The sequence below is a fragment of the Nonomuraea rosea genome, assembly GCF_039539705.1.
GTDB lineage: Bacteria > Actinomycetota > Actinomycetes > Streptosporangiales > Streptosporangiaceae > Nonomuraea > Nonomuraea rosea.
Map to the genome: position 1 here is coordinate 17,588 of NZ_BAABDQ010000062.1, position 26,849 is coordinate 44,436.

General features: G+C 72.4%; 22 protein-coding genes. 10 read left to right on the forward strand and 12 right to left on the reverse strand.

The window, feature by feature from the left end; translation table 11 throughout:
* Positions 1-8 precede the first annotated feature (8 nt).
* From ABEA43_RS63040 to ABEA43_RS63060, 5 genes are read right to left on the reverse strand one after another with little or no spacing between them, the layout of a single operon-like run.
* Entirely contained in the window at positions 9-3,869 is a 3,861-nt protein-coding gene (locus ABEA43_RS63040; protein WP_345578910.1) for a type I polyketide synthase, read from the reverse strand.
* Complete coding sequence (locus ABEA43_RS63045) at positions 3,869-4,930, reverse strand: ketoacyl-ACP synthase III family protein (RefSeq protein WP_345578913.1); 1,062 nt, start codon at positions 4,928-4,930, stop codon at positions 3,869-3,871. Before ABEA43_RS63045 ends, ABEA43_RS63040 begins: the two co-directional genes overlap by 1 nt.
* 48 nt (positions 4,931-4,978) lie before the next feature.
* Positions 4,979-6,019: a ketoacyl-ACP synthase III family protein gene (locus ABEA43_RS63050; RefSeq protein ID WP_345578916.1), complete on the reverse strand. Its 1,041-nt coding sequence runs from the start codon at positions 6,017-6,019 to the stop codon at positions 4,979-4,981.
* A gap of 35 nt (positions 6,020-6,054) precedes the next feature.
* Positions 6,055-6,915, reverse strand: coding sequence for a phytanoyl-CoA dioxygenase family protein (locus ABEA43_RS63055; protein WP_345578919.1), 861 nt, complete (start codon positions 6,913-6,915; stop codon positions 6,055-6,057).
* Complete coding sequence (locus tag ABEA43_RS63060; protein WP_345578922.1) at positions 6,912-8,462, reverse strand: FAD-dependent monooxygenase; 1,551 nt, start codon at positions 8,460-8,462, stop codon at positions 6,912-6,914. The genes ABEA43_RS63055 and ABEA43_RS63060 overlap by 4 nt, the downstream gene beginning before the upstream one ends.
* A 215-nt stretch (positions 8,463-8,677) precedes the next feature.
* Here ABEA43_RS63060 and ABEA43_RS63065 point away from each other — a divergent pair, with 215 nt between their 5' ends.
* Together ABEA43_RS63065 and ABEA43_RS63070 are read left to right on the forward strand one after the other, a co-directional pair.
* On the forward strand, positions 8,678-9,961 hold the full coding sequence (locus ABEA43_RS63065; protein WP_345578925.1) for a cytochrome P450: 1,284 nt from the start codon (positions 8,678-8,680) through the stop codon (positions 9,959-9,961).
* A 9-nt stretch (positions 9,962-9,970) separates the two neighbouring features.
* Positions 9,971-10,924, forward strand: coding sequence for an aldo/keto reductase (locus tag ABEA43_RS63070; RefSeq protein WP_345578928.1), 954 nt, complete (start codon positions 9,971-9,973; stop codon positions 10,922-10,924).
* Here the strand turns inward: ABEA43_RS63070 and ABEA43_RS63075 are convergent.
* A complete protein-coding gene (locus ABEA43_RS63075; protein ID WP_425570712.1) occupies positions 10,899-11,882 on the reverse strand; it encodes a GlxA family transcriptional regulator in 984 nt (327 codons plus the stop codon). The genes ABEA43_RS63070 and ABEA43_RS63075 overlap by 26 nt on opposite strands.
* 138 nt (positions 11,883-12,020) lie before the next feature.
* Between ABEA43_RS63075 and ABEA43_RS63080 the strand changes: the two genes are divergently transcribed.
* The 4 genes from ABEA43_RS63080 (at position 12,021) to ABEA43_RS63095 (ending at position 15,994) form a co-directional block, all read left to right on the forward strand.
* Positions 12,021-12,800, forward strand: a complete 780-nt coding sequence (locus tag ABEA43_RS63080) for an alpha/beta fold hydrolase (RefSeq protein ID WP_345578934.1) — start codon at positions 12,021-12,023, stop codon at positions 12,798-12,800.
* A 165-nt stretch (positions 12,801-12,965) separates the two neighbouring features.
* Positions 12,966-13,313 carry a DUF3592 domain-containing protein gene (locus ABEA43_RS63085; RefSeq protein WP_425570705.1) on the forward strand — a complete coding sequence of 116 codons (348 nt, stop codon included), beginning with the start codon at positions 12,966-12,968 and terminating at the stop codon, positions 13,311-13,313.
* Positions 13,314-13,465: 152 nt separating this feature from the next.
* Positions 13,466-14,287, forward strand: coding sequence for an SAM-dependent methyltransferase (locus ABEA43_RS63090; protein WP_345578937.1), 822 nt, complete (start codon positions 13,466-13,468; stop codon positions 14,285-14,287).
* Positions 14,288-14,524: 237 nt separating this feature from the next.
* A complete protein-coding gene (locus ABEA43_RS63095) occupies positions 14,525-15,994 on the forward strand; it encodes an MDR family MFS transporter (protein ID WP_345578940.1) in 1,470 nt (489 codons plus the stop codon).
* A gap of 55 nt (positions 15,995-16,049) precedes the next feature.
* On the opposite strand, the gene ABEA43_RS63100 is transcribed toward ABEA43_RS63095, so the two are convergent.
* The 6 genes from ABEA43_RS63100 to ABEA43_RS63125 are packed head-to-tail and all read right to left on the reverse strand — an operon-like array spanning position 16,050 to position 22,288.
* Positions 16,050-17,801: a DUF4434 domain-containing protein gene (locus ABEA43_RS63100; protein ID WP_345578943.1), complete on the reverse strand. Its 1,752-nt coding sequence runs from the start codon at positions 17,799-17,801 to the stop codon at positions 16,050-16,052.
* Positions 17,786-18,679 (reverse strand): ROK family protein, encoded by an 894-nt coding sequence (locus ABEA43_RS63105; protein WP_345578946.1) that lies wholly within the window; start codon positions 18,677-18,679, stop codon positions 17,786-17,788. The genes ABEA43_RS63100 and ABEA43_RS63105 overlap by 16 nt, the downstream gene beginning before the upstream one ends.
* On the reverse strand, positions 18,676-19,329 hold the full coding sequence (locus ABEA43_RS63110; RefSeq protein ID WP_345578949.1) for an N-acetylmannosamine-6-phosphate 2-epimerase: 654 nt from the start codon (positions 19,327-19,329) through the stop codon (positions 18,676-18,678). The genes ABEA43_RS63105 and ABEA43_RS63110 overlap by 4 nt, the downstream gene beginning before the upstream one ends.
* A complete protein-coding gene (locus ABEA43_RS63115) occupies positions 19,326-20,138 on the reverse strand; it encodes a carbohydrate ABC transporter permease (protein WP_345578952.1) in 813 nt (270 codons plus the stop codon). Before ABEA43_RS63115 ends, ABEA43_RS63110 begins: the two co-directional genes overlap by 4 nt.
* Positions 20,125-21,027: a carbohydrate ABC transporter permease gene (locus ABEA43_RS63120; RefSeq protein ID WP_345578955.1), complete on the reverse strand. Its 903-nt coding sequence runs from the start codon at positions 21,025-21,027 to the stop codon at positions 20,125-20,127. Before ABEA43_RS63120 ends, ABEA43_RS63115 begins: the two co-directional genes overlap by 14 nt.
* A complete protein-coding gene (locus ABEA43_RS63125) occupies positions 21,014-22,288 on the reverse strand; it encodes an ABC transporter substrate-binding protein (protein WP_345578959.1) in 1,275 nt (424 codons plus the stop codon). Before ABEA43_RS63125 ends, ABEA43_RS63120 begins: the two co-directional genes overlap by 14 nt.
* A 107-nt stretch (positions 22,289-22,395) precedes the next feature.
* On the opposite strand from ABEA43_RS63125, the gene ABEA43_RS63130 reads away from it, so the two are divergent.
* The 4 genes from ABEA43_RS63130 (at position 22,396) to ABEA43_RS63145 (ending at position 26,848) form a co-directional block, all read left to right on the forward strand.
* Entirely contained in the window at positions 22,396-23,118 is a 723-nt protein-coding gene (locus tag ABEA43_RS63130; RefSeq protein WP_345578962.1) for a GntR family transcriptional regulator, read from the forward strand.
* Positions 23,119-23,181: 63 nt separating this feature from the next.
* Complete coding sequence (locus ABEA43_RS63135) at positions 23,182-24,609, forward strand: DUF4127 family protein (RefSeq protein ID WP_345578965.1); 1,428 nt, start codon at positions 23,182-23,184, stop codon at positions 24,607-24,609.
* A 33-nt stretch (positions 24,610-24,642) separates the two neighbouring features.
* Positions 24,643-25,614 carry an Lrp/AsnC family transcriptional regulator gene (locus ABEA43_RS63140; RefSeq protein WP_345578968.1) on the forward strand — a complete coding sequence of 324 codons (972 nt, stop codon included), beginning with the start codon at positions 24,643-24,645 and terminating at the stop codon, positions 25,612-25,614.
* Between the two features lie 115 nt (positions 25,615-25,729).
* A complete protein-coding gene (locus tag ABEA43_RS63145; RefSeq protein WP_345578971.1) occupies positions 25,730-26,848 on the forward strand; it encodes an FAD-dependent oxidoreductase in 1,119 nt (372 codons plus the stop codon).
* The last annotated feature ends 1 nt before the right edge of the window (position 26,849 follow it).

The window sequence follows — 26,849 nt, forward strand, 5'->3', positions numbered from 1 at the left end:
GCGTGCCGTCACCCCGCGTTGCCGTTGCCGTTCGCGGGGGACACCAGCCCGGCGATGAAGTCGGAGACCGCGGCGACGGTCGGTTGCCGCCACAGCAGGGTCGTCGGCAGCGAGCACCTGAACCGCTGCTCCAGCCGCCGCCGGACGACCACCGTCAGCACCGAGTCCAGCCCCTGCTCGACCAGCGGCCGGTGCGGCGACAGGTCGGCAGGGGCCAGCCGCATCTCCTTGGCGATCTGCGCGCCGACCTCCTCCAGCAGGAAAGCGCGCAGCTCCGCCGGGCCCAGGCCGGCGATCGAGTCGGCGGGCCGTACGCCTTCCGCGCCGTTCTCACCGGAGGCCGGCGCGTCGATCACCGGGTACCGCAGCCCCGACAGCCAGCCGACGACGGCGCCGGCCTCGTCGGTCACGCGTACCTGCACGGTGTCGGCGCGATCGGGGTCGAGCCACACCTCGATGTCCACCGTGCCCGGCGGCTCGCCGACCGTGACCAGCCGATCGACGTGCGTCACCATGCGGAGCAGCGGGTCACCGGGGAACGCGCTCGGCGCCACCGACATCGCCGCGTCCAGCACGGGCGCCCACGTGGCGGCCGGCCCGCACCGTACCCGGGCCCGCAGCGCGCCGTGCCCGCGCACCAGCTCCTCGATCGTCCAGCCGAACCCGGTGCCGGGCACGCCGACGGCGGCGAGCCGCTGCGCGACCAGGCCCGGGTCCACGGGCGTGAGCGGCTGCCCCGGGGGAGCCGGCGCCGCTCCCGGCGCGGCGGGCACCGCGGCGGTGGCGATCATCTGCCAGGCGGCGTCCGGATCGCCCGCGGCACGGGCGGCCAGCCGCAGCGCGGCCCCCTGCCGGACGACCTGGACCTCGCGGCGGTCGGCGGTCAGCAGCGGCGCCGACATCGTCACCTCGCCGAGCACCTGGCCTCCGGCGGCGGCGAAGAACGTGGCCGCCAGCACCGCGGCCGGCACGATCTCCACGCCCTCGATCGCGTGGCTGCCGGGATACGGCCGGGTCTGGTCGTCCAGGCTGGTCCGCCAGAGCCGTACGTCGGTGCCCGCGAGGTCGATGCCGTCGCCGAGCAGCGTGTGCGTGTCCGGGTCGTGGCCGCGGCCGGCGGTGTCCGGGGCCGACGGCGTACGCCAGTGCCGGCGATGCTGCCACGGGTAGGAGGGGAGCACGACCGGCCCGCCGGCCGGCTGCAGTCCGGACCAGTCCACGTCGAGACCCGCGCAGTGGGCCGCGGCCACACCGGCTAGAAGGGTGGCCCGAGCGGGACGGTTGCGGCGCAACGACGTGCCGACGAAGACCTCGTCGTGCCCGGCCGCGCTCAGCGTCTCCAGCAGCGAGTGGGTGACCACCGGGTGCGCCGAGACCTCGATGAATGCGCGGTACCCGTCGGCCGCGGCCGCCGTGACCGCGCCGGCCAGCCGCACCGGGTGGCGCAGGTTGGCCGCCCAGTACGCGCCGTCGAAGCCGGGGCTCTCCCGCGGATCGTCCAGCGCCGTCGAGTAGACGCGGATGCCGGGGACGCCGGCCTTCAGATCGGCCGCGGCGGCGCTCAGACCGGCCAGCAGCGGATCCATCTGCGGCCCGTGGAACGCCACGTCGGAGGCGACCCGGCGGGCCGGGATGCCCTCCTCGATCCAGCCGGTCAGCACTCCGGCCACGGCGCCCGGATCGCCGGAGACGACCGTCGAGCCGGGCGAGGCCGCGATCGCGGCGACCACGTCGGTACGGCCCTCCAGCAGCCGCGCCGCCTCGTCGAACGGCAGCTGCACCATGGCCATCGCACCGCGCCCGGCCACCTGCCGCAGCAGCAGGGACCGCCGGCAGATCAACCGGGCGCCGTCCAGGCGGGTCAGCGCCCCGGCCGTCACGGCGGCCGCGATCTCGCCGACGGAATGGCCGATGACCGCGTGCGGCCGGACACCGTGGGCCCGCCACAGCTCGACCAGGCCGAGCTGCATCGCGAAGATCATGGTCTGGATCCGGTCCACCTCGGTCAGCTCGCCGCCGCTGAGCACCTCTCGCGGCGAGAAGCCGATCTCGGCGGCGAACACCGGCTCCAGCTCGTCGATCACCGCGGCGAACGCCGGCTCGGTGTCCAGCAGTTCGCGGCCCATGCCGGCCCACTGCGAGCCGTGCCCGGAGAACACGAACACCGGGCCGGGGCCGCGATCGGTGAGCACCCGCCCGGTGGTCACCGCGTCGTGCGGGGTGCCGGCCGACAGGGTGCGCAGCCGCTCGGCCAGCGTGGCCGGGTCCGCGGCCGCCACCACCGCCCGGTGCGGCAGGTGGGCCCGGCGCAGCGCGAGCGTGTGCCCCACGCCGGCCGCGGGCAGCTCGGCGACGACGCCGGCGAGGTTCCCCGCGGCCTGCCGCAACGCCGCCCGCGACGCCGCGGACACCGGATACAACCGCCCGGCGGTCCCGTCGGCGGTCCGCCCAGCGATCTGCCCGGCGATCTGCCCGGCGATCTGCCCGGCGGTCCCCTCGGCGGTCCGCCCGGCGGTGCCCCCGGCGGCGCTCTCGGCGGTCCCTCCGACGGTCCCTTCGGCGGCCGGCCGGGTCGGCGGCGCCTGTTCGAGGACGACGTGGGCGACGGTGCCGCCGTAGCCGAAGGCGGAGACCGCGGCCCTGCGCGGGTGCGCGGAGCCGGGCCATGGCGTCGGCGTGCCGACCACCCGCAGCCCGGCGCCCGCCCAGTCGACGGCCGGCGTGGGCGTGTCGAGCCGGCTCGGCGGCAGCTCGCCTCGTTCGAGCGCCAGAACGGCCTTGACCAGGCCGGCGATGCCGGCGGCGCCCTCCAGGTGCCCGATGTTGGACTTGGCCGAGCCGATCAGGCACGGCTCGTCCACCGGCCGGCCCGCCCCGTAGACGGCGGCCAGCGCGCCGGCTTCGAGCGGGTCGCCGACCGCGGTGCCGGTGCCGTGCGCCTCGACGTAGCCGACCGTGGCCGGTTCGACGCCCGCCTGGCGCAGCGCGCGGCGCATGACGTGCTCCTGCGCCTGGCCGCACGGCGCCATGATGCCCGCGGTGCGGCCGTCCTGGTTGACGGCGCTGCCGCGGATGGTCGCCAGGACCCGGTCCCCGTCGCGCACCGCGTCGGAGAGCCGCTTGAGCACCACGACCGCCGCGCCCTCGCCCCGCCCGTACCCGTCGGCGGTGGCGTCGAACGACTTGCTCCGCCCGTCCGGCGCCAGCGTCCCCGCCGCGTCCAGGGTCAGCGTCTCGCCGGGCGACAGGATGAGGTTGACCCCGCCGGCCAGCGCCACGTCGGTCTCGCCCGCGCGCAGGGCCTGCACGGCCAGGTGGACGGCGACCAGCGACGCCGAGCACGCCGTGTCCACCGCCAGGCTGGGGCCGCGCAGGTCGAGCGCGTACGACACCCGGTTGGCCACGGCGCAGGTGGCGGCGCCGATCCCGGTCCACGCCTCGATGTCGGGCAGGTCCTCCAGCAGCCGATGCCCGTAGTCGCCGGTGCAGACGCCCACGTACACGCCCGCGTCCGTGCCGGCCAGCGCGTCCGGTGACACCCCGGCATGCTCCAGCGCCTCCCACGCGGTCTCCATCACCAGGCGCTGCTGCGGGTCCATCAGCTCGGCCTCACGCGGCGAGAGCCCGAAGAACTCCGCGTCGAAGTCGGCCGCCCCCTCCAGGAAGCTGCCGTGCGGCACGGTGCGGCGGACCGCCGCCGCGTACGAGGGGCCGCGGTCGGCGTAGTCCCGCCAGCGGTCGGCGGGCGCCGGTCCGCTGGCGTCCCGCCCCTCGCACAGCAGGCTCCAGAACTCCTCCGCCGAGCCGACGCCGCCTGGCAGGCGGCAGCCGATCCCGATCAGCGCGATGACCTCGGCCGGTCGATCCATCACACATCGCCTTCCCGTATCCGCGCCCACACGGGCGATTCGAGCACTTCCACGACGGCTCCCGAGATGGTCACGCCCGGCCCGAAGCCGAACATCAGCAGGTGGTCACCGGGTCCCAGGGCGCCGCCGCGGACCAGGTGTTCCAGCGCGAGGATCTGGTCGCTGGCCCCGCAGTGGCCGATCGTCCGGCCGAACTCCCAGGCCGACCGGGACGCCGGGATGCCCAGCCGGTGCTCGCAGATCTGGTCGGCGATCTCCTGGGAGGTGTTCATGCACGCCACCCTGGTCACGTCATGGGGCTTGATCCCGGCCTCCGACAGGGCTCGGTCGATCACCTCGACCATCCGCTCGTCCAGCGTCACCAGCACCCCGGTCCCGTCGCCCTCGACCACCGCGCGCCGCCGGAACACGTCGTTGTGCGCCGCGAAGTCCACCGTCCGGCCCTCGGTGATGCCGGGCGGGAACAACGGCTCGGCGCAGCGGTGCATCTCCTCGGCCTGCGACACCGACATCGTGCACACCGACGCCAGACGGGCGAACCCCGGCTCGGTGTCGAGCACGAGGGCGCTGCCCGCGTCACCGGCCACGGCCCCGGGCAGCATCCGCCACCGGTCGACGAGCGGGGTGCCGTAGTTGTCGGCGGCGACCAGCAGCGCCGCCTCGCGTCCCGGCGCCGCGCGCAGGTAGCTCGCGGCCAGCTCCAGGGCGGCGAACATGCCGTTGCAGCCCTGCTTGAGCTGGGTGGACAGGACGCCGTCGCCGACCAGGTGGCGTTGCACGTACGCCTGCGGCGGCCAGCCCTCCGGGCCCTGATGCCAGGTCGAGACGTACAGCAGCAGGTCCAGGTCGGTGGGGGAGCGGCCGCTGCGGGCCACCGCGCTCCGCGCCGCGCGTAACGCCATCTCCGGCGGCGGGACGTCACCGGCCACCGCGACCGCGGCGAGCCGGTGCAGCTCGACCTCCTCGGCCGGGTACCAGCCCGCCGCCACGGCGTGGCCCACGTCCACCGTGGCGGGCAGGTACGACCCGACCCCGCTGATGTACATGTCCGCCGTCTCCATGCCGCCTCCTGGGCTGGTCCAACCGGATCGTCGATGCGTACGCCGTGCTCAGCCGGGGGCGTACTCGCCGGGCAGGTCGAGGATGCGCACGACGGCGCAGGCCATGGTGGTGCCGGCGCCCACCCCGACGAGCAGCACGTTGTCGCCGGGCGCCAGCGCTCCACCGGCCAGCAGGTGGTCGAGGGCGACGAACTGGTCGCTGACCCCGAGGTGACCGATCGCGGCGCCGTAGTCCCAGGTGGTGTCGGCCAGGGTGAGCCCGAACCAGTTCACGCCCCGGTGCTCCAGGTCGTCCCAGCGTCCGTGCTGGAAGGCCACCCGCGCCACCTCGCCGAGCGTGATCCCCGCCTCCTTGAGGGTGCGCTCGACCAGCTCCATCAGCGTGGTCTGGATGGCCAGCATGATGCTCGCGCCGTCGCGGTCCAGCAGTCGTTTGCGGAACTCGCGGTTGCGGGCGGCGAAGTCCAGGGGCCGGCCCACGGTCGCGTCCGGCGGGAACATCGGCACGCCGCCGTCGTTGACCGCCTCGGCCTCGGGCAGCACGGTCACGTTGACCGACCGGAGCTGCGCGAAGCCGGTGTCGGTGGTGAGGAGCAGCGCGCACCCGGCGTCGCCCATCACGTTGCCCTCGATCATCCGCCACCGGTCGACCAGCGGGGTGCCGTGGTTGTCGGCGCCGACCAGCAGCGCGGTGCCGCCCGGCCGCAGATATCCGGCGGCGAGCTGCAGCGCGCTGAACATCCCGCAGCAGCCGCTCCGCACCTCGACGGACAGGACGTGGCCGCCGATCAGGTGCTGCTGCAGGTAGTACTGCGGCTGCCAGCCCTCCGGGCCCTGGTGCCAGACGTCGGCGTACAGCATGAGGTCCAGGTCACGCGGTGACAGGCCGCCGGAGCGCTCGAACGCCTGCCGGGCCGCGCGCAGCGCCAGCTCCGGAGCCGGTACGTCGCCGGCCACCGCCGCGCCGCCCAGGCGGAAGTACTCCTGGTCGGCGGCGGAATAGCGGCCCTCGGCGACGGCCGTGTCGATGCTGACCACCGGTGGCAGATGGACGCCGATACTGCGCAGGTACAGGTCGGGTGTGCGCATCTGTCCTCCTTCAGCCCGCCGGAAACCGCCGGGTCTTACCGTGCGGCAGGGGTCTCCGGCCCGTCGCGGAGCAGCAGCATGGGGTCGCTCAGCTCGTACAGGCCGCACATGGGAGGGCAGGCCTCGTAGCCGAGCAGCCGCTGGATGTCCTCGGGGTAGCCGCGGACCGTGTCCAGCGGCAGGGACAGGTAATGGTTCTCCTCCTGGCGGAGGTTGCCCAGGTCGTAGGCGTACGACAGGCCGGTGCGCGGCGCGTCGGAGGCGTTGACGCCGGCGCCGTGGTACGTGCTGCCGAGCCACAGCAACGCCGAGCCGGCCCGCATCACGGCGGGCACCGCCTCGTCGTCGCGGGGCGCCCGCTCGTCGTCCCACCGGTGGCTGCCCGGGATCAGGCGGGTCGCGCCGTTGCGCGCGGTGAACTCGCTCGCGGCGACCATGACCTGCACCCGGCTCTCCGGGCCGGGGTGCGGGCGGAGGTGGGCCGTGTCGTCCCGGTGCAGCCCCTGGATCGGGACCCCCGGCCGGATCTGGATCGCCCGCGAGATGCCGAGCTGGATCGTCGGGACCAGCTCCACGCGCTGCTCGCCGAGCCAGGCGCGCACCGGGCGCTGCAGGAAGTGCCGTGCGCAGCCGAGGAAGTGCGGCTGCCGCATGATCGTGATCGAGTGCTCGCTCCTGCGGACCAGCCCCGGCAGGATCCGGGTCTTCTCGCCGACCAGCCGCCCGTCGCCGTCCGCCTGGCGCTCCAGGTCCGGGCCCACGTCGTCCCACAGACCACGGAGCGTGCCGGCGTCGACGAAGTCCTCGATGATCACTGCTCCGTCGCGTTCGGCCACCTCGATCGCCTCGTCGACCGGGGCCGACCCGGGCAGCGTGGTCAGCTGGGGATCACTCATGCTGTGTCTCCGGAAGTGCCAGGCCGCCCGGGCGGGCCGAACCATCGGGTGAGGGCGTCCCGCAGCGACGCCGGTGTGGCGGGCGTGCTCCAGGCGACGAAGCCGTCCGGCCGGATCAGCAGGGCGTCCGCCGGGGCGTCCGCGCATCCGGCGGTGACCACGTCGACGCGGTCGGCCCAGGGCTCGGCGACCGCACGCAGGTCAGGGCCGGCGCCGAGGTCGAGCAGCAGCGGCCGCCCGGTGCGTTGCAGCTCAGCCACCCGGACGGCGCCGCCGCCGCCGACCTGCAGCCGCAGGTCGGGGCTGTAGCGCCCGACCAGCGGACCGGTCAGCGACGCGTCGCCCATGTCGTAGCTGATGTGCAGGTCGTCGATCAGGGAGGTGAGCTGCCGGTTCGCCTCGTCGCGGAGCAGCAGCTCCGTGAGCAGCCGGCGCAACGCGTCGACGTGCGGGCCGGGCCGCATCAACGCGATCGAGGCCCGCTGAACCTCCAGCGTCTGCGCACCGATCGGATGCCGCTCGGAGGTGTAGGTGTCGAGCAGGTCCTCGTGGCACCAGCCGCGCACGACCGCGGCGAGCTTCCAGCCGGCGTTGAGGGCGTCGCCCATCCCGAGCCGCAGCCCGGGGCCGCTCCAATGCGAGTGGACGTGCGCCGCGTCGCCGGCGAGCAGCACCCGCCCGCTGCGGTACGTCTCCGCCTGCCGCGCGTTGTCGGTGAACCGGGTGATCTTCTTGACCTCGGTCACCGTCACCTTGGTGCCGCTGAGCCGCCGCAGCGTCTCCTGGAACTCCTCCAGCGTGATGGGCGCGTCCCGATGCGCGGGCGGGCCGTCGAACTCCAGCGTGATGAACCGGGGCGGCCCCTCCTCATAGACGAGGAGCCCGCCGTCCTTGCGGAACCAGCCGGGAAGGTGGAACTCGGGGTCGTCGATCTCGGCGAAGGCGCGGTATCCGGTCGTGACCCCGTCCGTTCCCGGGAAGGCGATGCCGGCCAGCTTGCGCACCACGCTCCGGCCGCCGTCGCAGCCGGCGAGCCAGTCCGTCCGCATCCGGTACGGCCCCTCCGGGCCCTCGACGTCGAGACGCACCCCGTCGTCGTCCTGGGTGAGACCGGTGAGCGTGTGGCCGCGCCGTACCTCGACGCCGAGCTCCGCCGCGCGCCGCCCCAGGTCCTCCTCCAGCAGTTGCTGGGGCACCAGCAGGTCAGGGGACTCCGGGCGGAGCAGGAACATGGTGGCGAAATGCCGGGCGCCGGGGAACGCCTTGGGGAGCAGGCTTTCCGGCTGCCGCTCACCTTCGGCGATGCGTGCCAGCTCGGCGGCCGTCAGCGGCGCCCCGGGAGTCTCGGTGACCCCGATCATGAGACCGCGACGGTCCATGATGTCGATGGCCCGTCCCGTGATGCCCTCCGCCTTCGGGCGCCATTCGATCGCGGGGAGTCGTTCGAGCACCACCACCGGAACGCCGTGCAGGGCCACCTCGCACGCGAGGATGAGCCCTACGGGTCCGCCACCGACCACCACGACCTGTGCGTCCTGATACGCCATTGACACCTCTGCTGGGGAAAGCCCCTGCCGGGGAAAGAACGAGCTGTTGTGAAGGAAGCCGTCGGGTTGCCCATCACAGACCGCGATGCTTACAGCGGTCTCGCACCCTGAGTGTTGACAGATGTGTCGGTTCGGTCAGCGCCGATGCTAACCGGCGTGATCCATAAATGACTAGTGGTGTCATTTCTCGGACCCGCCATGCATAATCTTCAGAGTTGAAGATCAACGGCGTGCCGCGGCGGCTGCCCGGCGCCCAGGCGGGAGGGTGCCGGATGCGCGACCGTCGGAGGGCTCAGCCGCTGGAGACCGACCGGCCCACCCCCTTCGACCCGCCCCTCGCGCTGCGCAAGCGGGCTCCGCTCAGCCGCCTCGCCTACCCCGACGGGCACATCGGCTGGGTGGCCACCGGCTACTCCGTCACCCGCGCCATCCTGGCGGATCCACGCTTCAGCACCCGGCGCGAGCTGCTGCACCAGCCGGTCGGCCGCGAGCGCGCGCACGAGCGGCCGACGCCCGCGGAGCCGGGCATCTTCCCGCACCTGGACCCACCGGAACACACCCGCTACCGCCGCCTGCTGAGCCGCCACTTCGGGGCCGGGCGCGTCGCCGCGCTGATGCCGGCGATCCGGCGGCACACCACGGAGACGCTCGACGCCATGGCCGGCGCAGGGCCGTCCGCCGACCTCGTCGCGTCGTTCGCCATGCCGATCCCGGCGCTGGTCATCTGCGAGCTGCTCGGCATCCCGGCCCAGGACCGGCACGTGATCCAGGCGGCGACCGCGGTGATGAACGACCTGGACTCCACACCGGAGCAGACCGCCGTCGCGGTGCTGTCGATCACGGAGACGGTACGCGGCCTCCTCACGCGCCTGCGCGCCGGCGGCATCGCGGACGACGGGCTGCTGGCCCACGCCGTGGCGACCGGCGACCTGAGCGACGAGGAGCTCACCAACCTCGGGATGGTGCTCCTGGCCACCGGCCATCTGCCCACGTCGAGCATGCTCGCGCTCGGGACGTTCGTGCTGCTCACCGACCCGGCCCAGCGCGCCCGCCTGGCCGCGGACCCGGAGCTCACGGAGGCGGCGATCGAGGAGCTGCTGCGGTACCTGTCGATACTCCAGTTCGACGTGCGGCGCACCGCGCTGGCCGACGTCGAGATCGGCGGCCAGCTCATCGCGGCCGGCGAGACCGTCGTGCTGGCGCTGCCGGTCGCCAACCGGGATCCGGAACGCTTCCCCGATCCGGACACCCTGGACGTGAACCGCTCCGCGGCCGGGCACCTGGCGTTCGGGCACGGCATCCACCAGTGTCTCGGGCAGCATCTCGCACGGGCCGAGCTCCGCATCGCGCTGACCGCGCTCTTCGAGCGCTTCCCCGACCTGCGCCTGGCCGTTCCCGCGGCCGAGGTGCCGACCCGTGACCGCATGGCGGTGTACGGAGTGGACCGGCTGCCGGTCGCCTGGGGCGCTGCTCCGGCGGACCGTCCGAGCGAAGGGTAGTTGCGGATCATGCGGTACAGGACCTTGGGGGACTCCGGCCTGCGGGTGTCGGTGGTCGGGCTGGGCTGCAACAGCATGGGCGCGCGTCTCGACGCGGCACGTACCAGGGCGGTGGTGGACGCGGCGATCGAGGAGGGCGTGACGCTCTTCGACACCGCCGAGTCGTACGGCGCGGCGCCCGGCGCCTCCGAGGAACTGCTCGGCGAGGCGCTGGCCGGCCGTCGTGACCAGGTGGTGCTGGCCACCAAGTTCGCCAGCCAGGGCAACCGCCCCGACTACGGGCAGGGCGAGGCGCGCGGGACGCTGGGCGGCCGGTCGTACATCCGGCGGGCGGTGGAGGGGTCGCTGCGCCGCCTGCGTACCGACTACATCGACCTCTACCAGTATCACTTCCCCGACGGCGTCACCCCGATCGAGGAGACGCTGGCGGCTCTGACCGAGCTGGTGCGCGAGGGCAAGGTGCGCTACATCGGCAGCTCCAACTTCGCCGGCTGGCAGATCGCCGAGGCCGCGCACGTGGCCCGCGCGGGCGGGTACACGTCGTTCGTGTCGGCCCAGAACCACTGGTCGTTGCTGGAGCGCGGCGCCGAGCGCGAGGTGGTGCCGGCGGCCGCGCACTACGGGGTCGGCGTGCTGCCGTACTTCCCGCTGGCCCACGGGCTGCTGACGGGAAAGGTGCGGCGCGGACAGGAGCCGCCGGCCGGGACCCGGCTGGCGCAGCACCCCCAGCTCGCCACCCCGGCCAAGCTGGACCGGGTGGAGGCGCTGGCGTCCTGGGCCGACAAGCACGACCGGTCACTCCTGGACGTGGCCGTCGGCGCGCTGGCCGCGATGCCCGGCTGCGGTTCGGTGATCGCCGGCGCGACCGGCCCCGAGCAGGTCCGGGCCAACGCGGCCGCCGGCGACTGGGAGCCGGCCGCCGCGGAGCTGGCCGAGATCACCGGTTTGGTGCCGCTCTCCTGAAGGCGGGCTCATGGGAGGTGCGGAAGTGCCGGCGGTAGTCGGTCGGGGTGATGCCCAGGACCTTCAGGAACGTCCGGCGCATCGTCTCGTCGGAGCCGTGACCGCACCTGCGGGCGATCGAGGCCACGCCGTCGGCCGTGGTCTCCAGGAGCGCCTGCGCGGCCTCCACCCGGATCCGCTCGACGTACCGGCCGGGGGTGAGCCCGAGCTCGCGGCGGAACAGGCGGGTCAGATGGCGTTCGCTGACCGTGATCCGTGCCGCCATCGTGGCCAGGGTGTGCCCGGCCGCCGGATCGGCCGCGATTGAGTCCAGCAGCCGGCGCAGCCCCGGGTGGCGCGTCGCGGGGACGGCCCCGCGCACGCTGAACTGCGACTGGCCGCCGGGCCGCTGCAGGAAGACGACCATGTACTTGGCCACCGCGCGCGCGAGGTCCTGCCCGTGGTCCTCCTCGACCAGGGCCAGCGCCAGATCGATCCCGGCGGTGACCCCGGCCGAGGTCACGACCGGTCCGTCACGGACGAAGATGGCGTCGGGCTCCACGGTGACCCGCGGGAAGCGGGAGGCCAGATCGGCGCAGGCGGACCAGTGCGTGGTGGCCCGCCGCCCGTCGAGCAGCCCGGCCTCCGCCAGCAGGAGCGCGCCCGTGCACACCGACGCCACCCGGCGCGCGCCGGCGCCGATGTCCCGCAGCAGGTCCACGAACGCCTGACCGGGACGGTCGCCGTCCGGCGGCGCGTACCCCGGCACCAGCAGCGTGCCGACCGGGCGCTCGATCTCGTCCAGCGCCAGATCGACTCCCAGCGCGACGCCGACGTCCGTGCGCACCGGCCGTCCGTCGACGGACGCGTGCCGGATGCGGTAGCCACGGGAGCCGTGCAGGATCTGCACCGGCCCGGCCACGTCCAGCAGCACCACTCCGTCATAGACGGCCACCACGAGATCTCTCACACCGCCCAGCCTCGCGGCCACGGCCAGAGGTCCGCAAGGACCACCAACCCACAGATCCGGACACGCAAGTCCGACGATTCGATTGGTCTTGACAATTAAGTTTGTCGGTTAGAGGATGGTGATCACACACTGCGAAGGGACATCGACATGACGGAGAAAGTGCGCTCGGCCGACGGCACGGAGATCGCCTTCGACCGGCTCGGCAGCGGCAGCCCCCTGATCGTGGTGGGCGCCGGGCTGCTGGGCCGCAAGCAGGAGGAGCAGCTCGCCGGCCTGCTCGCCAAGGAGTTCACGGTGTTCAACTACGACCGGCGCGGGCAGAACGACAGCGGTGACACCGCGCCTTTCACCCTCGACCGGATCTACGAGGACCTGGCGGCGGTGATCGCGGCCGCGGGCGAGCCGGTCCACCTCTACGGCACCTCCGGCGGCGCGATGGTCGCGCTGGAGGCCGCGGCCCGCGGCCTGCCGATCCGGCGGCTGGCCGTCTGGGAGCCGCCCTTCATCATCCCCGGCACCCGGCCGCCGGTCCCCGGCGACTACCGCGACCAGCTGGTGGCCCTGCGCGACGCCGGCCGCCGGGGCGACATGATCGAGCTGTTCATGACCGCGGCGGTCGGGATGCCGGCGGAGTTCGTCGCGCCGATGCGGGACATGCCGATGTGGCCGGGCATGGAGGCCAACGCGCACACGCTGGTCTACGACGCCGAGCTCACCGGCGACTTCTCGCTGCCTGCGGCCCGTCTGGCCCGCGTGGGCGCGCCGGCCCTGGTGATCGACGGCGGCACCGTCCCCTGGCTGACCGCCTCCGCCGACCAGGTCGCCGGAGCCCTCCCGGACGCCCGGCGGCACACCCTTGCCGGTCAGCCCCACAACGTGGCGCCCGACGCCATCGCCCCGGCGCTGATCGACTTCTTCCTGGCCTAGGACCCTGAGCCGGGGGTTTCGCGAACGGAAGTCCACCGCCACGCCGGCGGCGGGAAGGTCACGATCAGAGGGATCATCAACGGCAAGCGGTTCGTACGGCGGGCGCAGCGGGTCCACGGCGTCGTCGGCGACGTCCGGACCAGGCTCACGGGACGCGGCGAGCACTTGAGGGCGAACCAGTGGCCGGTCCTGGTCTTCACGACCCTGGAGGGACGGGAGATCACCACCGAGGCGGCGGTCACCTCCGGCCTCGGCGCCGGCGACGAGACCGAGGTGCTCTACGACCCGCAGGACCCGACCACGGCCATGCCCGCGGGGAACGCCGGCGGCAGCTACGGCGGCATCGTCTTCGGGCTCATCGCGGTCGTGATGGGCGTGGCCTTCTTCATCGCCTTCCAGGGCACCGGCAGTGGCTTCTGGGACGGCGGCAGTGAGAGCGGGTACGAGATCCAGCGCCCCGACGGCTCGTTCGACACCATCGACTGCCCGCCCGGCATGGGATCCGGCGACTGACCTGCCGCCGCCCCCTCGGCGAGCCGGCCCGTGACATCCGGTTGTCCAGTGGCTGGGATGGGTTTCGGCCAAATAGCGGGCACCTGACGGATCCTGATCACAGAGCTGCTAATTCGCCCTAAGATGCGGTCATAAGTGAGGAAGGGTACAGCGTGACCGAGCCTGAGCGGCCTGCGGGGAAGATCGATCCGACCGTTCCCGCAGTTGCCCGAATGTACGACTATTACCTGGGCGGCAAGGACAACTTCCCCGCTGACCGCGAGGCGGCCGAGAAGATCCTTGAGATGAGCGCCCAGGGCGGCGCGGACGTACGGGAGATCGCCAGGGCGAACCGCAGCTTCCTGGTCCGCGCCGTGGAGGCGGTGGCCAGGGCGGGCGTGCGGCAGTTCCTCGACATCGGCACCGGCCTGCCCACCCAGGACAACGTGCACCAGGTCGCGCACCGGATCGTCCCCGACGCCAAGGTCGTCTACTCGGACAACGACCCCATCGTGCTGGTGCACGCCAGGGCGCTGCTGGCCGACAACTCCGACACGGTGATCATCGACGGCGACGCGCACGACCCCAAGGGGCTCCTGGCCGCCGCCGCCCAGCACCTCGACTTCAGTCAGCCCGTGGCGGTCCTGGCCGTCGCGCTGTTCCACTACTTCGGCGGCGACGACGAGGTGGCCGGCATCGTCCGGGCGCTGCGCGAGCCGCTGGCTCCGGGGAGCCACCTGATCATCTCGCACGCGTACGTGGAGAAGGGGCAGAGCACCCGCGAACGCAAGGACGGGACCGAGGACATCTACCGTCGCACGACCTCCGGTGTGCTGCACTTGCGGGACGCCGACATGGTGCGCACCTATTTCGACGGCCTCGAACTGCTCGAACCCGGCCTCGTGCCGGTGCAGAACTGGCGCAACGACGACCCCTTCATCGTCCCGGGGATGGAGAAGGGCGGCCTTCTCGGCGGCGTCGGCCGCGTTCCGTAGAACGACCCGGAGATCTCCGCGCCCGGCCCCTTCGCCACGGCCCGGCGCGGGCCGGCAGCGTCCGCCGCCGGAGAAAACCGGCTGACATTTCACGTCACTTGCCGGAATGTTGGGCTGGGGCGATGAGTTTTGTCGGTGGTGCAGGTCAGTCTGTGCATGACGACAACTTCTCGTGCGCCCGCAGGCTGGGACGCCAGCCATGACCGTGTCTTGTCCGACGATTCCGATAGAGGTCCCGTGTCCAGCCCACAGCTCGACTCACCCGCCGACGCCGCGACCGCGGTCCCAGGTCGCACCCCGCCCGTGATCCGGCTGCTGGTGCTCGCCACGTTCGTGGTCATCCTCAACGAGACGATCATGATCAATGCGATCCCGAAGTTGATGGACGCCATGCACATCACCGAGCAGACCGCGCAATGGCTCTCGACCGCCTTCATGCTGACCATGGCCGCGGTCATCCCGATCACCGGCTGGTTCCTGCAGCGGGTGTCCACCCGCAGCGCGTACACCACCGCGATGAGCTTGTTCCTGCTCGGCACGGCGCTGGCCGCCGTCGCGCCGACGTTCGAGGTGCTGCTGGGCGCCCGCATCGTGCAGGCGTCCGGGACGGCCGTGATGATGCCGCTGCTGATGACCACGCTGATGCAGGTGGTGCCCGAGGCCGACCGGGGCCGGGTGATGGGCAACGTCACCCTGGCCATCTCGGTCGCGCCCGCGATGGGCCCGGCGATCTCGGGCGTGATCCTGCACTTCGGGTCCTGGCGCCTGCTGTTCGCCGTGGTGCTGCCCATCGCCGGCCTGATCGCCTGGCGCGGCCTGAAGCAGCTGGAGAACATCGGCGAGCCCGAGTTCGGCACCGTCGACTGGCTGAGCGTGGTGACCGCCGCCGCCGGTTTCGGCGGCCTGGTCTACGGGCTCAGCCGGTTCGAGGGCGGTGACGCCGGCGTCGCCGCGGCGATCGTGGCGGCCGGCCTGCTCGCCATCGCCGTCTTCGTCTTCCGCCAGCTGTTCCTGCAGAAGCGCCGCGTGCCGCTGATGGACCTGCGCACCTTGCGCCACCGCACCTTCACGGTCGCCCTGATCCTGATGTCGGTGTCCTTCATGGCGATGCTCGGCTCGATGATCCTGCTGCCGCTCTACCTGCAGAACGTCCGCCACCTCAGCGCCCTGGAGACCGGGCTCCTGGTGATGCCGGGCGGCCTGGCGATGGGGCTGCTCGGTCCGACCGTCGGCCGCCTGTTCGACAAGTTCGGCGGCCGGGTCCTGGTCATCCCCGGCGCGATCGGCATCATGCTCGCGCTGACCGGCTTCACGCAGGTCACCATGACCATGCCGTTCTGGCAGCTCCTCGGGCTGCACGCGCTGCTGATGGTCAGCCTGGCCGCGACCTTCACCCCCGTCTTCACCCTCGGGCTCGGCGCGGTGCCACCGCACCTCTACTCCCATGGCAGCTCGATCCTGAGCACGCTGCAGCAGGTCGCCGCGGCCTTCGGCACCGCGCTCGTGATCACTGTGATGAGCGCGCGAGCCGAGGCCCTGAGGGCCGAGGGAGTCACCAAGGTGCTCGCCGACCTCGACGGCATGCGCCTGGCCTTCATCATCGGCGCGGTGCTGTCCGTGGCCGTGGTCATCACCGCGCTGCTCCTGCCGGCCAGGGCGGACAACGCCGGCGAGCACGACTCATCCCCGTCGATGCACCCGGCGTGACAGCGGAGAAGTGAGCCCCCTCGGTCCGGACCGAGGGGGCTCACGTTCGCCGGAATCAGGTGCTACGCACTTCCACCTCGTCGATGAACGACCACGCGCTGCTGGCCGGCTCGACGGTGATCCGGACGTAGCGGGCGGTGGTGTTCAGGCCGAGGACGCGGTAGGGGCGGGCCTGGTCGGCGTCCCCTGCCGCGGGCGCGACCGCGGAGCCGGCCGCCGTGTACGCCGTCCCGTTGGCCGACACCTCGTAGGTCACCTTCTTCGGCAGGAAGATGTAGACGCCCTTGGTCTGGAGCCAGTCGCTCCGCAGCTCTTTGATCACCTTCTGCGCGCCGAGGTCCACGGTGATCGAGTAGGCGGAGCCGGTGTTGCGTCCCTGCCAGGCGGCGTCGCCGTACGAGGGCGCGCCGTAGACCCCGTTGGTCAGCTCGCCGCCGCTGTCGGGATAGGACGAGGAGGCGGCCTGCGACACCGTGTACGGCCGGCCCGCCGCCAGGTTGACCGGATTGCCCGGCGCGGCAGGCGTCGTGGCCGAGGCGGAGCCGCCGGCGGCCGACTGGTTGCCCGCCGCGTCGAAGGCGCGCACCGAGTAGGTGTAGGCCGTGGACGGGTCGAGCCCCGTGTCGCTGAACGTGGTGGCGGTGCCGTACAACGTCTTGACCAGCGTGCCGTTCCTGGTGATCCGGTATCCCGCGATGCCCACGGCGTCGGTCGCGGCGCTCCAGGAGAGGTTGACGGTGAGCGGGCCGGCCGCGGTCGCGGTCAGGCCGGAGGGCGTCGTCGGCGCGGCCGACTCCACGGAACCGGTGGCCAGGTAGTCGCGGTAGGTCTGGTCGTGGATCGCCGCGACCTGCAACGGGCTCTGGTAGTGGTCGTAGGAGAAGCTCCAGTACGAGCTCACGTACGGCTGCACGGCGAGCATGTCGTCCACGATGGCCTTGGTCCCCATCGGCTGGAAGTCGAGGTTGAAGGTCTCGGTGTCGGCCCAGAGCTTCGTGGCGGGGCGGGCGGCGGCGATGGCGTTCTTGGTGGCGGAGAACCAGGCGGCGAGCTGGCTCACGGTGGCGTGTCCCGCGCCGACGCCGTCCTGCAGCGCGATCACGTCCACCGGGCTCGTGGCCAGGATCGTGGTCCACATGCTCTGCCACTGCGCGGTGGTGAGCCCGCCGGCGGTGTTGAAGAAGGGGGAGATCACGACGGGCTTGCCGGGAGTGAGCGCGTGCAGGTGATCGGCGACCTTCTTGTAGAAGGCGGCCATCGCGTTCTGGCTGGCGGTGGTGGTGAAGTTCCAGTTGTCCACCTCGAACGACAGGTACCAGCCGCCGAGCGAGGCGTGGGTCCCGTACTTGGCCCACAGGTCGTCGGCGAGGTCGTTGGCCACGCCGGCCTCGTCGTCGAGCCAGACGGGGTCGTTGGCGTAGGTGTTCCACCAGTCGTCGTTGACCTGCAGGCCCAGGTAGGTGGTCAGGCCGGCGCGGTCGGAGGCGGACAGGGCGGCCGCGACCACGTCCGTCTGCGTCGACTGGCCGTAGAGCGCGGACGGGTAGACGGCCGTCCCGGCCTTGCTGTCGGCCGTCCACTGCAGGATGAGCTGGCTCATGCAGGCGCGGGTGAGGTATCCGAGCTCCTGGTCCCAGGTGGCGGCGGTCCAGGTGTCACCGAGGGCGGGCTGCAGGAACGATCCGGCGAACCGCGGCGCGGTGGTGCACGCGGCCGCACCGGCGGGTGCGGCGGCGGCCGGCAGACCGGCCACGAGAGAGAACACGAGAGAGAACACGAGGGACAGGACGGCTAAGACGCGGCGCATGACGATCCGTTCTCGAGATGGGACAGGGCTTCCAGGCCCGCGCCGACCAGTCCGGCGTCCTCGCCGAGCGCGGCCGGAAGAAGGGGGGCGGCGGACGGGCCCGGCAGGGTCTCGGCGCGATAGGCCGCCTCCAGGGGACCCAGCAGCACCGATCCGAGCATCGAGACCCCGCCGGCGATGACGATGGCGTCGGGGTCGATCAGGTTGGCGGCGCCGGCGAGCACCCGGCCCAGGAGCGCCGCCGCCTCGGCGATCACGGGCGAACCGAGCCGGCCGATCTCGGCCAGCGGCAGCGCCTGCCCGGTCGCCCGCAGGTGGGCGCGCTCGATCGCGGGTCCGGCGGCGTGCGCCTCGATGTGGTCGAGCGCACCGCAGGAGCAGCGCGCCCCCGTGTTCGCCGGAGCAGGCAGATGGCCGATGCTCCCCGCGGTCCCCGTGACGCCGGCCTGCACCCGGCCGTCCACGCAGACCGCGCCGCCGATGCCCGTCCCGACGGCGACGACCAGCGCCAGGCGCGCGTCGCGGGCCGCTCCGACCCGGGCCTCGGCGACGCCGGCGGCATGGCAGTCGTTCAGCACGACCCCCGGGAGCCGCAACGTGCGCTCGGCCGTCCCCTTGACGTCGGTGCCCGCCCAGCCGGTGAGCAGATCGGTCGAGGAGGCGATGCGGCCCAGCCGATCGACGGTGCCGGCCGTGGCGATCCCGCAGGCCACGGCCCGATGCGTGAGCGGCAGGGCGAGCTCGAAGACGGCCGGCAGGATCGACGGGCCGGCGGGCGTGGCCGTCCTGCGCCGCTCGACGAGCGTGCCGTCCGCCGCCACCAGCCCGGCCGCGATCTTCGTACCGCCGATGTCGACGGCCAGCGCGAGCGAGGTCATCGCGGCGTGGCGGCGGCCAGCCGCCGGGTGATGGAGACGGGATCGGTGATCGCGCCGCCGACCACCACGGCCCACGCGCCCGCCGCGAACGCCTGCCGCACCTGGTCCTCGGTGCGGTAGCGGCCCTCGGCGATCACCCGCACCCCCCGGGAGGCGAGCGCGCCGACCAGGTGCAGGTCGGGGTCCTGCGGAGTGGGAAGCTGGCGCGCGGTGTAGCCGGACAGCGTGGTGCCGACGACGTCCGCGCCCGCCTCCCAGGCGCTCAGGCCCTCGTCGAGCGTCGAGACGTCCCCCATGACGGGCAGGCCCATCCGGTGGAGGTGCTCGATCAGCTTCAGCCCCGGCCCCGGGGTCTCCGGCGTGAGGTCCACGGCGATCATGTCGGCGCCGGCCTCGGCGAGCCCCGCCGCCAGCTCCAGCGTGGGCGTGATCACGTCCCTGTGCCCGTGCCTGACCTTGTGCAGGCCGATCACCGGCAGGTCCGTACGGCGGCGCACGGCGGCGATGTCCTCGGCCGAGTTGACGCGCAGCCCGGCGGCCCCGCCGAGCACGGCGCACTCGGCCAGGCGGGCGATCACCTCAGGATCGCGGAGCGGGTGCCCGGCCGGCGCCTGGCAGGAGACGATCAGGCCGCCCCGCAGCCGCTTCATTTGAGCGCCCCCGTGGAGATGCCGCCGACGAAGTAGCGCTGACCGGCGATGAAGATCAGCAGGGCGGGGATCGTGAACATGACGCAGGCGGCCATCAGCGGCCCCCAGGCGATGTCATGCTCGGCGAAGAAGGCGTACAGACCGATGGACAAGGTGTACTTCTCGCTGTCGTTGAGGTAGATGAGCGGGTTCAGGAAGTCCGTCCACGTCCACACGAACTGGAAGACCGCGGCGGTCACCAGCGCGGGACGAGCCAGCGGCAGCACGATCGACCAGTAGATGCGCAGCTCGTTCGCGCCGTCGAGGCGGGCGGCGGCGATCAGGTCGTTCGGGACGCTCATCAGGAACTGCCGGATCATGAAGATGAGGAACGGCGTGCCGAAGAACGCCGGGGCGATGAGCGGCCAGTAGGTGTCGCCCGCGTTCAGCCCGTTCCACAGCAGGTAGACGGGGATCATCGTGACCTGCGGCGGCAGCATCATCGTGGCGAGCACCACGGCCAGCAGCGCGCTGCGCCCCCGCCACTCCAGCTTGGACAGCGCGTAGGCGACCAGCGGGCAGGCCAGCAGCGTGCCGGCGACGTTGGCGGCCGAGATGAGCAGCGTGTTGCCCAGATAGCGCCAGATCGGGATCTGCTCGAACGCGGCGGCGAAGTTGTCCCACGTCCACTCGGCCGGCAGCAGCCGCGGCGGCGCGTGGAAGATGTCGCCGGGCAGCTTGAACGCCGTGCTCAGCATGGCCAGGAAGGGGAAGGTGAACAGCAGCACGAGCCCCGCGACCAGCAGCCGCCGCCCGTTAGCGCGAACCATAGTGCACCCATCTGCGCGAGCTCAGCAGCAGCAACGCCGTGATGATCAATGTGACGAGGAAAAGCATCCACGCCATGGCGGAGGCGTAGCCCATCTTCAGGAACACGAACGCGTTCTGGAACAGGTACATCGAGTAGCTGAGCATGGTGTCCGCGGGACCGCCGCTGCTGGTGTTGAGCCGCTCCTGGGTGAGCAGGTACGGCTGCGCGAAGATCTGCAGGAAGCCGATGAACGTGACGATGACCTGGAAGAGCGTGATCGGCGACAACATGGGCCAGGTGACGTGCCAGAACCGGCGCCACGTCCCCGCGCCGTCGATGGCCGCCGCCTCGTACAGCTCGGGCGGCACGTCCTTGAGCGCCGCCAGATAGATGATCATGGTGCCGCCGACCGTCCACAGCGACATCAGCACGATCGCCGGCCGCGACCAGTCGGGGCTCTCCAGCCACAGCGGGGCGGGCAGCCCGACGAGATCGAGCCCCCAGCTGACGAAGCCGTACTGGGCGTTGAGCAGCCAGCGCCACAGGTAGCCGCCGACCACGACCGGCACGATCGTCGGCAGGTAGACCAGGGCCCGGAACAACGGCTGCCCGCGTACCGGCAGGTTGAGCACGTGTGCCCCGGCCAGCGCGATCCCGATGGTCAGCGGAACCCCGAGCGCGGTGATGTAGAGCGTGTTGCCCAGGCTCGTCCACAGCCGCTCGTCGCCCAGCATGTGGGCGTAGTTGTCCAGACCGACGCTCTGCGGGTCCTGGAACAGGTTGAAGCCGGTGAAGCTGTAGCGGAAGGAGGCCGCGATCGGGTACGCGATGAACACCGCGAACCCGATCAGGAACGGCGACGCGAACGCCAGCCCCTTGAACAGCCCCCGCCGGTCAGCCCTTCGCATAACCCGCGGCCCGGCCGGCGACCTTGGCCATCGCCTCCTGCGGCGAGGCCGTGCCCCGGTTGACGGAGTCGAAGGCGCCGGCGAGGTCGGCGGTGTACTCGGCGGCGTAGGGCGCGCTGGACAGCGAGCGGACCTTGGGCGACTTCATCGCCTGCAGCCAGGCGTCGAAGTTCGCGATCTTCGCGAACGCGGGGTCGTCGGCCAGGCCCGTGCGGGCGGGCAGGTTGCCCAGGGCCAGGCTCAGGTCGCGCGCGGCGGTCTCCGACACCATGTACTTCATGAACGCGGCGGCCTCCTTGCGGTGCTTGGAGTTGGCCGGGATGAACAGCGTGCTCGCGGTCAGCTGGGTGGCGCCGGCGAGGTCGGGCCGGGCCACGGGGATCGGGCTGACGCCCCACTCCAGCCCGGGCGCGTTCTTCGGGATCGACACGGCCTGCCACTCGCCGTCGATGACCATGGCGAGCTTGCCGGTGTAGAACGGGTCCTGGGCCGACATGTACTGACCCCACCCGGCCTTGAACGTGCTGACCTGGTCGGCGCCGTACTTCTTGGTGATGTTGTCCTGCCAGAACGTCAGCGCCGCCAGGTTTCCCGGCTCGGCGGGGGTGGGGGACGGACTGGCGGGATCCGCGCCGTCCCAGGTGCCGCCGAAGGCGTAGCCGAGAGTGGTCAGCGAGGTCGGCAGGTCGGACCAGCCCAGGCCGAGCTGGGTGATGGCACCCTTGCCGTCGGTCTTGGTGAGCTTGGGGACGGCGGCCGCCAGCTCGTCCATCGTCCTGGGCGGCTCGATCCCGGCCTCGGCGAGCAGCTTCTTGTTGTAGAGCAGCTGGAACGTGTGCACGGCGATCGGCAGCGCGTACGTCTGGCCCTTGTGGCGCATCTGCTCCATGGCGGCGGGGGCGAACACACCCGTGTCCACCCCCTGCTCCTTCAGCAGATCGTCCAGCGGGGTCAGGATGCCCTTGGCCGCCCACGAGCCGACCGTGTTGCCGAAATGGTCGGAGATGTCGAAGGTGCCGTTGGCGCTCGACATCGAGGCGAGCTGCTTCTGGGTGTCCGGGCTGGACACGCCCTTCACCACGATCGCGTTCTGGCCGGCGTTGAAGCCGGCGATGAGCTTCTCGATCGCCGCACCCTCCGGGCCGGACCACAGATAGGAGAACGTGATCGTCGTCTTGCCGCCGGGGTCGGCGGCGTTGCCGGAGCAGGCTGCCAGCGCGGCGACAAGCACTAAGGGCATGCCCAATTTGACGACGTTCACCGAATTCTCCTTGCGTAATGCAGACTTTGTTGTGATTGGTATAGGCCACTGGGGAGCGAAGGGTCAAGCTTTTGGAGTACACCAATTCCGGGTTAGACTCCTGGGCCATGAAGACGGAACGTCCTGCGGCCAAGTCCGACCGGCTCCGCCGGCACCTGGCGGATCTCCTGGTGGGAGAGATGGCCCCGCACGAGCGGTTGCCCGCCGAGCGCAGCCTGGCCGAGGAGTTCTCCGTCAGCAGGCTCACCGTGCGGCGCGTCATCGACGAGCTCGAGCGGGAGGGCCGGGTCTATCGGGTCCAGGGGTCCGGCACGTTCGTGAGCGAGCCGCGCATCCGCAAGTCCGTCGAGCTGACGTCCTTCAGCGAGGACATGCGCTCGCGCGGGCTGCGTCCCGGCTCGCTCGAAGTCGGCTGCGAGCGCGTCCCGGCAGGCGCCGACATCGGCTACGCCCTGCAGATCAGCCCGTCCTCGCAGGTCCTGCACATCCGCCGGATCCGCACCGCCGACGACGAGCCCATGTGCCTGGAGCACAGCTACCTGCCCGGCGAGCTCGTGCCCGACGACCTGGGGCCGGACCTGCACGGCTCGCTGTACGAGGTGCTGTCGGCTCGCTACGGGCTGACCGTGCACCGGGCGGAGCAGACGATCAAGGCGACCGTGCTCGACCCGGATGACGCGCGGGCGCTCAACGCGCCGCCGTTCTCCCCGGCCTTCCTCGTGCAGCGCACCGGCTTCGACGCCCGCGGCCGGGCCATCGAGCGAGCCGACTCGCTCTACCGGGGAGATCGCTACTCCTACCAGCTCACCATCTACCGCGATCCCCAATAGGAATTCACAACAGGAATTCACAACAGGAATTCACAGCAGGAAGCCCCCATAGGAAGTCACCGCATGCGCATCGCCCTCCTGCCCCTCGACGAACGCCCCGTCAACACCCGCCTGCCCGCCGACGTCGCCGCCATCGCCGGCGCGCGGCTCGCCCTGCCCGACGCCGGGCTGCTGCCGTCCATGCGCGTCCCCGGCAAGGCGGGGCCGCTCGGCGAATGGCTGCTCGACCAGGACGCCGACGCGGCCGTGGTCTGCGTGGAGATGCTGGTGCACGGCGGTCTCATCCCGTCCAGGACCAGCGACGACGACACGCGGACGGTGCTCGGCCGGCTCGACGTGCTGCGCCGCCTCCGCCGGGCCAGGCCGGAGCTGCCCATCTCGGCGGTCTCGCTGGTCACCAGGGCCAGTGACAGCTACCACGGGGACGAGGAGCCGGCCTACTGGCCGCGGTTCGGCCGGGAGCTGCACGCGTACGGCGGGCTGCTGCACCGCGCCCACGTGGCCGACGTGACGGGTGGCGAGCCGCCCGCCGACGAGCTCACCGCGGCGATTCCCGCCGAGGTCCGGGCCGACTTCGAAGCGCGCCGGCTCCGCAACCACGTCGTCAACCTGGAGGCGCTCAAGCTGCACGCGGAAGGTGTGCTCGACCCGCTGCTCATCACCGCCGACGACACGGCCGTGCACTCGGCGGGCTCGGCCGAGCAGGGCTGGCTGCGTCACTGGGCGCGGGCCCTCGGCGTGGCGGGCACGCTGCTGATGTACCCGGGCGCCGACGAGGTGGGCGCCGTGCTGGTCGCCCGCGCGCTCGCGGCACGGCACGCCCGCCCGATCCGCATCAGCGTGGCCGGCGGCGACCCGGCCGGGCTGGACGTCGTCGCCGCCTTCGAGAACCTCCCCGCCGGAGCCGGCGCCCGCAGGCAGATCCGCGCCGCCGGCGCCGAGGTGGCCGAGCACGGACAGCAGGCCGACGTCGCCCTCGTCCTGCACACCCCCGACCCGGGCCGCACCGACTGGTTCGGCAAGCCGCCCCGCCCGGATCCTGCCGCGGTCGCCGCGACCGTCCGGGCGATCCGCGAGTCCGGCGTCCCCGTCGCCCTGGCCGACGTCCGTCACACCAACGGCGGCGATCCGGACCTGGTCGAGGCGCTGCGGGCGGAGGGACTCATCGACGGCCTGCTCGCCTACGGCGGCTGGAACACCGCGGGCAACACGATCGGCTCGGTGGTCGCGGCCGCCGTGGCGACCGTCGTCGGCGCCCGGGAGAACACCCTCGACCGTACGGCCGCCCGCCGCCTCCTGCTGCACCGCCTGACCGAGGACTACGGCTACCAGGCGGTCGTCCGCGCCGCCGGGCCCGACGCCGCCGCGGCGCGCGCCAGGCTGGAGCCCATCCTGCACGGGTTCGCGACGGACTGGACGATCGGCGACGTGACGTTCCCCTGGAACCGCTCCTTCGAGATCGACTTCTCGCTGACGCAGATCGCGCGCTGACCGTCCCTTTCCGTCACCCCCTAGGCTTGGCGGGTGGAATCCGTCACGCTCGACCCGCTGGACCGAGCACTCGTGCACGCGTTGCAGCTCGACGGCCGAGCCCCCTTCGCCAGGATCGGCGAGGTGCTCGGCGTCTCGGAGAACACGGTCGCCCGCCGCTACCGGCGGCTGCGGTCGGCGGGGGCGCTCCGCGTCGTCGGCGTGGTCGACGGGCTGCTGCTCGACCACGTCTCCTGGGCGATCCGGCTGCGGTGCGCCCCGGACGCGGGCCTCCCGCTGGCCGCGGCCCTGGCCCGTCGCCCCGACACCGCCTGGGTGAGCCTGCTGTCCGGCGGCACCGAGATCGCCTGCGGCACACTGGCACGCACGGCGGCGGAACGCGACGCGTTCCTGCTGGAGAAGCTGCCACGGACCCGGCAGGTGACCTCCGTCAGCGCTCATCGAACGCTGCACATGTTCACCGGCGGGCCCACCGGATGGGCCGGGCTGCGCGTGCTCTCCGACGAGCAGGTCGCGCGCCTGCGCCCGGAGCCCGTCGTGCCGCCCGCGAGCGCTGCCCCGACCCTCGTCGAGGAGGACCACGCCCTGGTGGAAGCGCTCTCCCTGGATGCGCGCCTGCCCCATGCCGACCTGGCGCTGGCGACCGGCTGGTCGGAGTCGTCGGTACGGCGGCGCCTGGCGCACCTGCGGCAGACCGGCGTGCTCTACTTCGACGTCGACATCTCGCCCGGCCTGCTCGGCTACCAGGCGGAGGCGTTCCTCTGGATGTCCGTGAAACCGGCCAAGCTCGCCGCCGTGGAGGCAGCCCTCGCCGATCATCCGGAGGTCACCGTGGCGGCGGCCACCACTGGCCCGGCCAACCTCTTCGCCGGGGTCGCCTGCCGCGACTCGCGCGACCTCTATCGCTATCTCACCGACCGGATCGGGAAGCTGAAGGCCGTCCGCCACGTCGAGACCGCACCCTTGATCCGGACGGTGAAGCGCGCCGGGGCCCTCCTGCGGTGACGGATATCGCCGTGCACCACGCCCTTCATGACGGAATTCGAGCGGCGGCCGCGGTCCGGCTCGGCGTGATCGGTGTCCGGCGGCGAGTGTTGCCGCGACAGAAGGGACCCAGATCATGCATGTGCTCATCATCGGCGCCGGACTCGGCGGTCTGTGCCTGGCCCAGCGGCTGCGCCAGGACGGCGTCGGCGTCTCGGTTCACGAGCGGGACGCGACGCCGATCGTCCGCCGCCAGGGGTATCGCCTGCACATCGACGCGGACGGCCGGCGCGCGCTGCACCAGGCCCTGCCGCCCCGGCTGTGGCGATCGTTCCTCGACACCGCGGGACGGCCGGGCCCGCGGTCGGTGTTCCTGGACGACCAGCTCAACCACCGCTGGACGGTCGAAGCCGACGAGGAGCCCGCGCCCTTGGCGGTCGACCGGCAGGCCCTGCGCCACATCCTCCTGACCGGGCTGGACGACGTGGTGTCCTTCGGCCGGAGATGCACCGGATACACGACAGAGCCTGACGGCGGAGTCACCGCCCATTTCGCCGGCGGCGGCACTGCCCGCGGTGACGTGCTGGTGGCCGCCGACGGGGCCGGCTCCGTCGTACGCCGCCAGTACCTGCCGCACGCCAAGGTCGTCGACACCGGCCTGCGCCAGCTGTATGGCACCATCCCGCTGAACGACGAGACCCGCGGGCTGTTCACCGCGGACATGTTCAACGTGTTCACCGCCATGGTCGGCCCGGACCGGTCCTTCGTCGGGGTGGCGCCGGTGGAGACGCCGCGCCTGGCGTACATGACCTGCAGCTTCGGCGCCCGCATCGAGCACCTGCCGTGCACCGACGCGGAGCTGCTCACGATGCCCGGCGAGCGCATGCGCACCATGGTGGCGAACCTCATCGACGGCTGGCATCCCCGGATCCGGCGGATCGTGGCGCACTGGGACCCGGCAAGCATCTTCCCCGCCGTCCTTCGCACCAGCGTGCCCGTCGACCCCTGGCCCACCAGCACCGTCACCCTGCTCGGCGACGCGATCCACGCCATGAGCCCGGCGGGCGGCGTCGGCGCCAACACCGCCCTGCGCGACGCCGCCGCGCTGGCCGGAGCCCTCCGCGACGGCGGCCCGGCCCTGTCCGCCCTGCGCGCGTACGAGGCCGAGATGATCGATTACGGCTTCGCCGCCGTACGCCGCTCCGCCGCCAACGGCCACCGCTTCCTCGGCCAGGATCCCCTCCCGGTCACCTGAG

Coding starts and splice junctions, on each gene's coding strand:
- ABEA43_RS63040 (WP_345578910.1), bottom strand. CDS start 3,869: ATGGATCGACCGGCCGAGGTCATCGCGCTGATCGGGATCGGCTGCCGC.
- ABEA43_RS63045 (WP_345578913.1), bottom strand. CDS start 4,930: ATGGAGACGGCGGACATGTACATCAGCGGGGTCGGGTCGTACCTGCCC.
- ABEA43_RS63050 (WP_345578916.1), bottom strand. CDS start 6,019: ATGCGCACACCCGACCTGTACCTGCGCAGTATCGGCGTCCATCTGCCA.
- ABEA43_RS63055 (WP_345578919.1), bottom strand. CDS start 6,915: ATGAGTGATCCCCAGCTGACCACGCTGCCCGGGTCGGCCCCGGTCGAC.
- ABEA43_RS63060 (WP_345578922.1), bottom strand. CDS start 8,462: ATGGCGTATCAGGACGCACAGGTCGTGGTGGTCGGTGGCGGACCCGTA.
- ABEA43_RS63070 (WP_345578928.1), top strand. CDS start 9,971: ATGCGGTACAGGACCTTGGGGGACTCCGGCCTGCGGGTGTCGGTGGTC.
- ABEA43_RS63080 (WP_345578934.1), top strand. CDS start 12,021: ATGACGGAGAAAGTGCGCTCGGCCGACGGCACGGAGATCGCCTTCGAC.
- ABEA43_RS63100 (WP_345578943.1), bottom strand. CDS start 17,801: ATGCGCCGCGTCTTAGCCGTCCTGTCCCTCGTGTTCTCTCTCGTGTTC.
- ABEA43_RS63105 (WP_345578946.1), bottom strand. CDS start 18,679: ATGACCTCGCTCGCGCTGGCCGTCGACATCGGCGGTACGAAGATCGCG.
- ABEA43_RS63110 (WP_345578949.1), bottom strand. CDS start 19,329: ATGAAGCGGCTGCGGGGCGGCCTGATCGTCTCCTGCCAGGCGCCGGCC.
- ABEA43_RS63115 (WP_345578952.1), bottom strand. CDS start 20,138: ATGGTTCGCGCTAACGGGCGGCGGCTGCTGGTCGCGGGGCTCGTGCTG.
- ABEA43_RS63120 (WP_345578955.1), bottom strand. CDS start 21,027: ATGCGAAGGGCTGACCGGCGGGGGCTGTTCAAGGGGCTGGCGTTCGCG.
- ABEA43_RS63130 (WP_345578962.1), top strand. CDS start 22,396: ATGAAGACGGAACGTCCTGCGGCCAAGTCCGACCGGCTCCGCCGGCAC.
- ABEA43_RS63135 (WP_345578965.1), top strand. CDS start 23,182: ATGCGCATCGCCCTCCTGCCCCTCGACGAACGCCCCGTCAACACCCGC.
- ABEA43_RS63145 (WP_345578971.1), top strand. CDS start 25,730: ATGCATGTGCTCATCATCGGCGCCGGACTCGGCGGTCTGTGCCTGGCC.